Genomic DNA, 6,190 nt, shown 5'->3' on the forward strand with positions numbered 1-6,190 from the left:
TTCAAGGTGTCAGCTTCTCTATATAATCCTCATGCCGGGGAAATCGCTCTATTAATTCTTTTCTGTCTCCGAGCTCGAAATCCGAGAATTCGAAACCGGGCGCGACGGTAGCCCCCATCAACGCGAATTCACCCCCTTCGAGCAAATAACAGCCGAACCAAAGACCCGCCGGTACGGCGACCTGAACGAACTGACCCGCTTTGAGATCCTGGCCTAAGAAGATGACTTTGATTGTTCCGCTAGGGTGTATCATAATCATCTGAACGGGATCGCCCAGATAGAAGTGCCATACCTCATCACTCTTGAGCCGGTGCAAATAAGACCTGGTATCGTGTGTAAGAAGGTAAAGGATTGCCGTGGAGTGGTCTCTGTCGCCCGTGTACCGCTCCGGAAGCGAGTCTTTTTTGATCCCCTCTTTGGCGCGGTATGTTTCTACATAGTAACCCCCTTCTTCAGGATGGGGCTTCATGTTGTAAAGCTTGATTATCCTCTCTGCCGTTATCATTATCGTCCTCCTTTAGAGCGCATATGATTATCATAACCATAATTTTATAATAGTTAAAAAACAGTCCTTGACTCCCCCGAAACCGTGACTATTTTCAAAGTAAGAAGGCAAAATCAGAAAATCAGGAGGCACAAAAATGAGAGTAAAAGTATGGGAACCGTTCAGGAGCTTTAAACCGTTTTACGGAGATTTCGGCAGGTGGTTCGACGAAGCAGCCGAAGGCACGGCTGAAGAGGGTCATTGGCATCCAAGTGTGGATGTATATGAAACGGGTAACAGCTATGTCCTGAAAGCCGACCTTCCGGGCGTGAGTAAAGAAGACATAAAAATCGACGTCAACAAGAATACCCTTACGCTTAAGGGCGAGAGGAAGTCCGAAGAGAAGGTCGAGAAAGAAAACTATGTGAGAGTCGAGCGCAGCTACGGAAGCTTTTCCAGATCGTTCTCCCTTTCGGACAAGGTGAATACGGAAAGCATCAAGGCGAATTACAAAGACGGCGTGCTTGAAATCACGCTTCCGAAAAAAGAGGAAGCAAAACCAAAGGAAATTAAAGTAGAAGTCAACTAGAGACCTAATTGCGGCCCCTCCAGGGGGCCGCTTAGTTCTCAATCCTCTTTATTCGTTTTAAATTCCGAGTTCCTCTCTGTATAAAACGTCTGCAGGTTTATTCTTGTCCCAGTAATCGGTTATGAGAATTTTATTTCTCACGGCCTGCGTCGTAAGCCATTTTGCGTCGGTGCCGAATCCGCTAATATAAGTTTCTTTCCACTACATAATCTCGTATGGGAATGCTTTCTCGAATGTAATTTCTAGAGAGCGGCCCGAGTCGGGATAATTCAGCTTATAAACCATCGATGCGGTATCAGCCGGATTCTCTTCCAGTGAGGCCCGGGCGGTTTCGACCTTCAAAGCTCTGTGCGTTAATCTCGACGCCATCGCGCCCGGTATTATCTTAATCTTCCCTGCGGGAAGACTGCGGGGGGCAAGCCTTATCCGCGTCCATACCTCATCCTCGAGAAATTCATCCTCCGGACTAAACTCCCTGTCCCCTTCGGACTCGAAATAAGAAAAGCTTTTCACATTGTATTCGTCATCGACCAGATTTAACTGCGTGCAAGTGCTGCCGCACCATTCCTGGGAAGAGGACGAAATCTTGAGCGTGTCGGGATACTCTTCTATATCGACAGGGGTAAAGACGGAATTCATCATGGAATATCGGTAGATTCCCGTATTGAATTTTTTTATATTGTTGAGTTTTAGCACTTTCATCGCGTCTTCTTTTGAGTTCCCGGGGCTATCGAGTTTCACCTGCTTCTTTTTTGAAAAATCTTCAGAGACAAAGATAAGGACCGCATAGCCGTCGTGCAGCTGTCCGTACCTACCCTGTTTAAGTTCGTAACTCGTTATCTCCGCTTTCCCGGAGTACCAGTAATCTGTGAACTCTTTGTTATCCGTGACTGCCGAAGCACTGTCCTGAGCGACGGATTTAACGGCGAACGAAAGAATAACCATGATCACAATGAGCAATTTCGGTAACATAAATTTACCTCTCCATAAGGATAAAAGTGTAGTATACGAAGTTCCGGATACCGGTAATAGTAGATGAATAATGAAGGAAGAAGGTGCAGATATCAGAAAAAAACAAGGGTAAGCCAGCGAAATCGTATTTCGCCGGCTCACCCTATGGAGGATGATGGCTCTACAACGTTACTTTCCCTGAATTAAGAACTAATAATCCTTTTAACAACCTCAAACAGACCCGAACCAATCAGCCATCACCTATGATTTAATATAATCCCAATCATCTGAATAATTAAGAGGACAATAGTACTTATTTTATGTATTAAATTTTCTATATGCATATAATATTCTAATACTATAGTATTAAGTCTATAGTATTAATAAAACGTCCTGTGAATACCGCAAATACCGTAATAATGTCATCCAAAAAAACAAAAATAATTATACAAATAATTTATCCGGGCATGTCCTACAATTGCTGGAAACTTGTGGTAGTTTAATAATGCTGTGAAGAAAGTAATAAACAATTGGGTTCACATCCCCGGCCTCCACTGCGGCTCGGTCACGCTAAGGGACATTATGACTTACTACGGATACCCGTGGTCGGAGCCGATGTGCTTCGGCGTGGGCGGCGGACTCGGTTTCTATTATTCTGTCAGGGAGAACCTAAGCCCTACGAGGATGATATTCGTAAGAGGCCCCGGAATGGAGTCCGCTTTCTTCAGTCTCACGGTGAAACCGACTACATGGAAACACGCCCGGAAAAATTCCATCGACACTGTCAAGAAACTGATTGATCGCGGCGTGCCCGTAATAATACAGACCGATATTTTTTACCTCGACTACTATAATTCCTCCACCCACTTTCCGGGACATATTGTGTCCGTATGGGGATACGACGACGAAAAGGGGACAATGCTCGTAGCCGATAACCATTTCGAGGGATTGAAAGAGGTTCCGTACGACGCGTTTGAATCGGGCATGGCGTCAAAGGATCCGTCCAATCCGCTGGATAACAATTACATGGACATCGTGCCTGACAGAGGCGTCAGGCCTCTGGAAGAGGTAATATCTGAGGCGATTCGTTCAAACGCCTTGAAGATGCTCCGGGGAACCAAGGGAGGAAGGGGAGAGTCGGGGGTGAGAATGATCAAATTGTGGTCGGATGATCTCCCGAACTGGAAAGAGGCCCCCGACTGGAAGTGGTGCGCCAGATTCGGATATCAGGTCATAAAGAAAAGGGGTGTCGGAGGAGCGGGTTTCAGGTGGATATACAGGGATTTTCTCATAGAAGCAGAAGACATGATCCCGCCGCTTAAGGAGCTGGGGCTCTCCCGCAAAATGGATTTAATCGGAAATAGGTGGAGCGATGCGGCCATGGTTCTTAAAAATATAAGCGAAAGGGAGCATCCGTCCCGGAAGCTTCTGCACGAAGCCTCCGGGACGGCACACGAGCTATGGGAGCTCGAGAGCGATTTTTACGAGACGGTACTTGAGAAAGTAAACTAGGTAGAGAAGATGAAACTCCTTTTATTTGATATAGACGGAACTATACTCCTCACGAACGGAGCGGGCACAAGGGCCGCCAACCGTGCATTCGAGAAAATATACGGTCTGAAAGACGCCATGACGGGCATAGACGCGGCTGGAAAAACCGACCCTCTGATTCTGGGTGAAATGTTTATGAGAAGTCTCTCAAGGGAATACACGTCCGAGGAAGCACAGGCTCTATACCGCGATTATGTAATATATCTTGAAGAAGAAATAGTGAAATCGCCCATTGACATAATGCCGGGCATACCTTTCTTGCTGGAGAGTCTTTCAGTGAGGAAAGATATAATCATGGGAATCGCTACCGGAAATATAGAGCACGGGGCGTGGATAAAGCTACGGCAGTCGCGTCTCCACAGCCACTTCAAGTTCGGCGGATTCGGATCGGATTCGGGAAGTAGAGAAGGGCTTATCCGGAAAGCGATCGAAAGAGCCAAAAGCCACTTAAAGCGGAAGGATGATTTCGACAAGGTATTCGTCATAGGCGACACACCCTACGACATCATTCACGGAAGGGCGGCGGGGGCGGTCACAGTGGCAGTCGCCACCGGAAGCTATTCAGCCCGGGAGTTGGGGAGCCACAACCCGGACTATCTATTCGACCATCTCGAAGATTACGGGAGCGTCATAAAAATATTCGATTAAGAGATGCCCGTTACAGCACTCGCCTTAATATCGAACTGAGCCTTTCATAATCGTCTCTGAAAAATCTTGATAAGCTTTTTCCCATTCTCACCATGTAGTCCTTGTCCTTTTTCCTTACGTTCTGCGCGCTATAAAGGGATGAGATAATGAGATCGTCTACGGGCACATTCGAAGAAGAGACAATAGCCCGCAGGAAAAAATCCTCGGAGCTCAGCTCCTTCTTTTCCTCATCCGAGCACATGTGGACGAAGGTGTGTATGGGAGGGGGAAGAGGCGAGAGGGCAAACCTGATTTTGCCCCCCTCAAGATAGGCAAGGGTCAAAACATGAAACTCGGTTTTCAAAAGCTCGAATATCTGCGGCTGCTCACGCCTGAGCTCTTCAATGCTCATATCGTATGCAGTCGGTTTTCTTCCGGGCTCCTTGCTTCCCGTTAAAATTTCGTAGACTAGACCGTAAACGCGGGGTTCCGAGTCCGTCCTTACAAAACTGCCGAAAGAAGGAGATTCCCCCATCCTCGGAGAACGGGCTATAAACCCTTTCGTGCTCGATTCCACTACTTCGCCTATATGTTCCATCACACACCCGGCATCCTTTTGGACAGCCCTTTTCTCGACACTGCAACGGTAAAATCAGACCGGACGAGCGCTTCACGTATCAGATCGAAGAAAAAGTCCCTGTCCTTACCCTTGACGACAGCCTGCTCATGCGCCTCCGCGATGGCGATGGGGTAGCCCCCGCCCTTTTTAGCCTGATCGAAAACCAGCGTATGAGTAAGCTTCAACAGTTGATCGTTTTCCGCCACCCATTCGGGAATTTCCACCCTGACTATTTCCTCCCCCGTGTTCATGTAGAAAAAGCATATTCTATGCTCGCCGTACATCTCGAGTATCCTGGAGGAGCTTCTGAAGACGGAGGATATTTCGCCCGGTTTCAGGAATGTCGAAAAAAGAAACCTGTCGGTCAAGCCCTCGATCGGAGCGCACGGAAGCTCGGGAAGGTCCGTATAGGGGCACTGATTGCAGTAGCTCACTTTTTCGGGACAAAGACCGACCCTGAGCGCGTTAATTACGTCCGTGCTCCCGGGAAAGCTTATATACCCCGCAACCGGTATCTTCAGATTTTTGAACTCATTCATAATAGCGAGAAACGGGTTCAGCATTTCCGATTTGAAGTCCGCGGGCGCGGCTTCGAGCCTCCACAAAATAAGTGTTCCGTCCGAAAGGGCTATAGTCTTCCCGCTCCCCCCGTTTTCCCTGGCCAGTTCGAGAATCCTCCCGAATTCCATTAAAGTCCTCTTAAGGGATATGACTTCGGTGTCTGCGGGTATTTTTTTGCCTCCCCATGTCGTAAACCTGTCTTCATCGTTGTGAAAAAGAACGGGCGAGGAGCCGAGCGACGCTCTTGCGCGGGCTCCGTATTCAAGAACAATCGAGCTTATGTTAATCAGGTAGCAGGGGAGGGCCTCGTGTCTGTCGGGAAAAATCTGCGAGCCGTCAGAAGAGACAGCCGTATAGTCAGGCGGTCTGTCCGGAAGCGAATGCGCCATGTCGAGGGGGGACGAAATCCCCGCCACTAGCCAGGAAGTCTTGCTCAGCTCGACCTTCTCCGAAAGTTTTTCCCATTCCCGGGACTGGGCGTCAAGCTCGCGGCGGGCTGTCCTGATCTTTTCCGCAAGCTCGTCGGAGCGGCCCTTCCGCTCTTCTATCATACTGTTTATTTGTGATTTAACGAGATGGAAATTAAGCACGTCAAAGGAAAAGATAACACACTTTAATACGGTTATAAATTAAACCCGGTAATCGCGATAAAGATTAAAAGACACAAAAAGAGCGGGCAATCCTATATGAGGAGAGCCCGCTCTTTTACTTTTACAAGCTTTATTTTCTTTTCTATCCTTACATCATTCCGCCCATACCGCCCATGCCGGCCATCGAAGGCGGCATACCGCCTCCTCCTCCCATCTCC

The 6,190-nt window shown here is 48.0% G+C and carries 7 protein-coding genes; 3 read left to right on the top strand and 4 right to left on the bottom strand.

Annotation, left to right across the window (positions count from 1 at the left end):
* Position 1: 1 nt before the first annotated feature.
* Positions 2 to 505, bottom strand: coding sequence for a cupin domain-containing protein (locus RIG61_03780; protein MEQ9618278.1), 504 nt, complete (start codon positions 503 to 505; stop codon positions 2 to 4).
* A gap of 136 nt (positions 506 to 641) precedes the next feature.
* Between RIG61_03780 and RIG61_03785 the strand changes: the two genes are divergently transcribed.
* Positions 642 to 1,073: an Hsp20/alpha crystallin family protein gene (locus RIG61_03785; protein MEQ9618279.1), complete on the top strand. Its 432-nt coding sequence runs from the start codon at positions 642 to 644 to the stop codon at positions 1,071 to 1,073.
* Between the two features lie 201 nt (positions 1,074 to 1,274).
* On the opposite strand, the gene RIG61_03790 is transcribed toward RIG61_03785, so the two are convergent.
* Positions 1,275 to 2,045 (bottom strand): hypothetical protein, encoded by a 771-nt coding sequence (locus RIG61_03790; protein MEQ9618280.1) that lies wholly within the window; start codon positions 2,043 to 2,045, stop codon positions 1,275 to 1,277.
* Between the two features lie 489 nt (positions 2,046 to 2,534).
* Here RIG61_03790 and RIG61_03795 point away from each other — a divergent pair, with 489 nt between their 5' ends.
* Positions 2,535 to 3,536, top strand: a complete 1,002-nt coding sequence (locus tag RIG61_03795) for a BtrH N-terminal domain-containing protein (GenBank protein ID MEQ9618281.1) — start codon at positions 2,535 to 2,537, stop codon at positions 3,534 to 3,536.
* Positions 3,537 to 3,545: 9 nt separating this feature from the next.
* On the top strand, positions 3,546 to 4,223 hold the full coding sequence (locus RIG61_03800; protein MEQ9618282.1) for an HAD hydrolase-like protein: 678 nt from the start codon (positions 3,546 to 3,548) through the stop codon (positions 4,221 to 4,223).
* Positions 4,224 to 4,233: 10 nt separating this feature from the next.
* Here the strand turns inward: RIG61_03800 and RIG61_03805 are convergent, their stop codons facing one another.
* Positions 4,234 to 4,800 (bottom strand): HAS-barrel domain-containing protein, encoded by a 567-nt coding sequence (locus RIG61_03805; GenBank protein ID MEQ9618283.1) that lies wholly within the window; start codon positions 4,798 to 4,800, stop codon positions 4,234 to 4,236.
* Positions 4,800 to 5,933 carry a DNA double-strand break repair nuclease NurA gene (locus RIG61_03810; protein MEQ9618284.1) on the bottom strand — a complete coding sequence of 378 codons (1,134 nt, stop codon included), beginning with the start codon at positions 5,931 to 5,933 and terminating at the stop codon, positions 4,800 to 4,802. The genes RIG61_03805 and RIG61_03810 overlap by 1 nt, the downstream gene beginning before the upstream one ends.
* Positions 5,934 to 6,190 lie beyond the last annotated feature (257 nt).

It is taken from the genome of Deltaproteobacteria bacterium, from assembly GCA_040223695.1.
Classification (GTDB): domain Bacteria; phylum Desulfobacterota_D; class UBA1144; order Nemesobacterales; family UBA2774; genus JAVKFU01.

What these genes read in the sequence shown, in the direction of transcription:
- RIG61_03780 (MEQ9618278.1), bottom strand. Translation starts at nt 505, where the DNA reads ATGATAACGGCAGAGAGGATAATCAAGCTTTACAACATGAAGCCCCAT.
- RIG61_03785 (MEQ9618279.1), top strand. Translation starts at nt 642, where the DNA reads ATGAGAGTAAAAGTATGGGAACCGTTCAGGAGCTTTAAACCGTTTTAC.
- RIG61_03790 (MEQ9618280.1), bottom strand. Translation starts at nt 2,045, where the DNA reads ATGTTACCGAAATTGCTCATTGTGATCATGGTTATTCTTTCGTTCGCC.
- RIG61_03800 (MEQ9618282.1), top strand. Translation starts at nt 3,546, where the DNA reads ATGAAACTCCTTTTATTTGATATAGACGGAACTATACTCCTCACGAAC.
- RIG61_03805 (MEQ9618283.1), bottom strand. Translation starts at nt 4,800, where the DNA reads ATGGAACATATAGGCGAAGTAGTGGAATCGAGCACGAAAGGGTTTATA.
- RIG61_03810 (MEQ9618284.1), bottom strand. Translation starts at nt 5,933, where the DNA reads ATGATAGAAGAGCGGAAGGGCCGCTCCGACGAGCTTGCGGAAAAGATC.